We start from the raw sequence: 3,620 nt of genomic DNA, 5'->3' as shown, positions 1-3,620 counted from the left end.
TTTCTTGTCATCTTTCTTGGCTTCTTTGGCGCTAGCCTGGAATTCATCGTGATACTTGAATTTAGGTTCGCCTTCGTATACGCCATCAAGCTTGTAGTGTTCGTGCATGGCTTTGACGTCTTTCACCATCTCATCGAAATTAAAGGTGTATTTCGCATCCACTTCCGGGGTGAACGGGGTGTAAGGCGGTTTGGCGCCTTTCCACGGCGAGCCTTCGTAGTTCAGATGGCAGGCGCTGCAGCGTTCTTCAAAGTGGAAGTCCTGGCCTTTGCCAGCCGGTACTTTGCGCGGAGTAGATTTGCCGGATTTCTCGAAGGCCTGGCCCGCTTTGCGGTGATCGCCCCGATAGAATCGTCCCGGTCCATGGCAGGATTCGCAGCCCACGGCAGCCAGCATTTTTTTCGGTGATTCGATGGTGTAGCCGCCTTTTTTACCATAGCCATCAACGTGGCAACCTACGCAATCCTTGTCCTGGGTGTAGTCTTTTTCAGGATCGAGGCCCGCCTTGACTTTGGCTTCTTTGCGTGCGTTGGGCTTGAGTGAGTCCATCGCTTTGGCATGGGCGGTATCGCGCCAGGATTTTGCCTGAGCTTTATGGCAGGAACTGCATTTTTTGCGTCCTTCAAACGGGGCGTCTGCCGCCATGGTTTGCCCGATCATCAGGGTAAATATGGCTACAGCAGCCAGTTTGCAGGCTGTAATTATTTTCATGATCTCTCCTCTCGTTTATGTTTTAAAACATGTTGCGATTTGGTTGTCGCTGTCCGTAATTGTACCCGATCATCGGTCAGTGTAAATGTTGCGTCCGGGGTTCGGCCGGTTACTGACCGCTGGCGGAGGGGGTGCGCGCGGCTTCGCTTGCGCCGGCCGGCGACAGTTTGTAGACCCAGTACCCGCCTTGTTGGTAGATCAGTTGCGGATTGTCAAGTTCAACCGGCGGGGGGTGATCGGTGAAGGGCAGCAGTTGGGCAAGCAGGGCTTGGTGGCTGGCTTCGTCGGTCAGGAAGAAGGCGCGGATCAGTTCTTCGGACAGCGACTGCAGGGTGTAGGTGCTGTAGCCGCGTGTGCCCATCTCGGTTTTGAGGTGGCTGATCATGCCGTGGATGTTGCCGGTCATGCGGTAGTTTTTGTAGGCGACGCCGAATTGTTCGGGGTGCAGGAGGCCGAGTTTGTAGAGGTCGGCGACGTGTACAACCAGGTAGGTTTCCCGTTCGTTGTCTGCCAGTTGCCGCAGTTGGTCAAGTCCGCTTGCCAGGGGGCTGGCGAGGGCTTGTGTGAAGCGTTTGAAGCGGTCGCGCTCGAGGTCTGTGACCGGGGTCCGGGCTTGTTCGCTTTCATAGGCGCGGATGGCTGATGCGTGGATCTGCCATTCGTTGGGGATGATCAGCGGTTCGTGCAGCGGGGCACGAAACAGGACAGGCCGTTCGGTCAGTAACGCAAGTTGGCGGGAGGTGTCCCACCAGGCAAGTATCTGGGCGTCGGCAGCGGTGTATTTGTTGATCGCGTCTGCCAGGGCGCTCAGTTCGGCCGGTTTGCGTTCCAGATGGAGGAGCGGTTCGCTGGTCTGGTTTTCCCAGTTGAGCAGAACCGGGCCAAGTTGGTCGTGCTGACCAAAGTAGGCTTGCGCGACGGGTTGGTCGATGTCCGGAATCTGGAGGGTGTATTGGCTGATGTTCAGGTCAGGCCAGGCTTCCAGTTCCAGTGCGGGATATTTGCCGGCTGGTTGGGTTTCAATCAGTTGGTAGCGATAGGGGGCGCTGCCAGGGGTGAACCATAGCCAGGCAAACCAGGCAAGTAAAGTAAAACCTCCCGCCACGAGCAGGATGCCAAGTGACGGGAGGAGTTTGTCTAGCCAGCGCGCCTGGGCACGCTGGTTAGGGTTGGATGGCGTGATCAAGCTTGATTTTGCTTGCGTTTGCGCCAACCCATCAGTGCGAGCGTGCCCGCCAGGAGCATGCCGCCACCGAGGCCACCCAGGGAGATTTTATCTTCTGGGTTGTTCAGGTCGAGCAGGCTCGCGCGCTTGCCTTCGAGTTTGTTGACTCGGGCTTGCAGGGCGGCCATTTCTTGCATTTTGGTGTGCTCGTCCTGGATTTCTACGTAGGCACGGTTGATCGGGCCCCAGCCTTCGGTGTAGGTCCAGCCACCCGGGTTGGTGTGGGCCAGGCCGACGTGCATTTTGGCCAGGTCGTTTTCAGCCATTTCCAGTACTTTGAGTTCGATCGAGGCAGGGTTGTTGCCTTTGGACCAGAACAGCTGGGTGAAGATGCCAAAGCCTGGTTTTTCCGGTTCCGGTGGGACCGGACGGTTGGTTTTCTGTCCAGTCAGGTTGCCTTCTTTGTAGAGTTTCTCAACAATTTCGTGGGCTTCCTGATATTTGGCCAGTCCCGCCAGGGTGCCTTTGTCCATCAGATCGAGATAGGAGCGGGCAAAGCGTTCGGAGTGGCATTGGGTGCAGGTGACAACCCAGGAGTCGAGTCTGGCTTCAGACCAGTCGCTGCTGATGTTTTCTGCAATGCCAGGTACGAACGGGTAGTTTGCCCAGCGTATCTTGCGGGTGATGTTGTGGCTGTATTCGCCTTCGTATTCAAAGTGGCAGCCCGCACAGGTGGGTGCGTTCTGGCCGCCTTTGGCGTAGGCGTCTTTGAGTTGGACTTCCCAGTCCCACTTGTCTCCGAGCATGGCGACCATTTTGCCGTGCTTGGACATGGAGTAGGTTTCCCAGTTGTTGTGGTCGACACCACTGTGGCAGGTCGCGCAGGCTTCGGGTTTGCGTGATTCGGCCGCTGAGAATTCGTGACGGGTATGGCAGGAGTCACATTTGTTCTGGTTGGTGTGGCACATGGTGCAGCCTTCGGCCACTTCGCGCTGGGGCATGGCGGCCCAGACAGTGGTTTCTACGTTGGCTTTGTAGTCCAGTGCGTGCGAGGGGCGTCCATCGGGCCATTGTCCGTTCGGCCAGATCATGGTGTCGCGCTCCGATTCGCGTTCGGCGAATTCACGCAGGTGACAGGTGCCGCAGACGTCAGCCGTAGGCATGATGAGGTCTTTGGTGTGGTCGGCTTTTTTCTTGGCGTTGACTTCTACGTGACAGTCGATACAGCCCACTTCTTTGAGCGATTCTTTGTCGCCCAGTTTGCCCAGTGAACGCAGGTTGCCTTCCACTTCTTCCAGTTTGGCTTTTTTGTAGTAAAGCGGATCTTCCGGCTTGAGGTTGCGCACTTTGTCCAGGTTGGCATGGGTGCTGCGTTTCCAGGCTTGTACCCAGACCGGTGATTCGTCCGAGTGGCATTCTACGCATTCTTTGCGGCTGGCCACTTCGCGCATCGAGGTGGGCGGTTTGTAGAAGGTCGCCGGGTCAAGGTAGATGCTGTAGGGAATCGGTTCCCAGTATTGACCCATGGTGCCTTTGCCAGCACCTTGCGCCGGATCTTTGTAGCGCTTGACCAGCGCTTCATAGGTCTGCTTGGGGGTCGCCTTGTTGCGGTCCAGCCCCAATGCTTCGTATGTCTCACTCGGTACCGTCGAGATGTTCGCCTGTACCATCCCTGCTAGCAACAGCCCTCCCGCTAGCATTATACCTTTCAGCCAATGCCTGGCATCCATGTCTCTCTCCTTTT

3 protein-coding genes are annotated in these 3,620 nt (G+C 56.7%); all 3 read right to left on the bottom strand.

The features are described 5' to 3' along the window. Positions 1–711: cytochrome c-550 CycA (cycA, locus tag ABTW62_RS13550; RefSeq protein WP_430905106.1), on the bottom strand; the 711-nt coding region annotated here is incomplete at its 3' end. Positions 712–820: 109 nt separating this feature from the next. After that, a complete protein-coding gene (haoB, locus tag ABTW62_RS13545; RefSeq protein WP_430905105.1) occupies positions 821–1,897 on the bottom strand; it encodes a hydroxylamine oxidation protein HaoB in 1,077 nt (358 codons plus the stop codon). Then, the gene (locus ABTW62_RS13540; protein ID WP_430905107.1) at positions 1,894–3,606 is read right to left on the bottom strand and encodes a multiheme c-type cytochrome; all 1,713 of its coding nucleotides are present in this window, start codon (positions 3,604–3,606) and stop codon (positions 1,894–1,896) included. Before ABTW62_RS13540 ends, haoB begins: the two co-directional genes overlap by 4 nt. Between the last annotated feature and the right edge of the window lie 14 nt (positions 3,607–3,620).

The sequence above is a fragment of the Nitrosomonas sp. ANs5 genome (assembly GCF_050584665.1).
Lineage (GTDB): Bacteria > Pseudomonadota > Gammaproteobacteria > Burkholderiales > Nitrosomonadaceae > Nitrosomonas.
The sequence above is the reverse complement of the archived record's forward strand: the minus strand, read 5'-3'. Positions and strand labels throughout refer to the sequence as shown.

Excerpts from the sequence above, each read along its gene's own strand:
- ABTW62_RS13540 (WP_430905107.1), bottom strand. The coding sequence starts at position 3,606 with ATGGATGCCAGGCATTGGCTGAAAGGTATAATGCTAGCGGGAGGGCTG.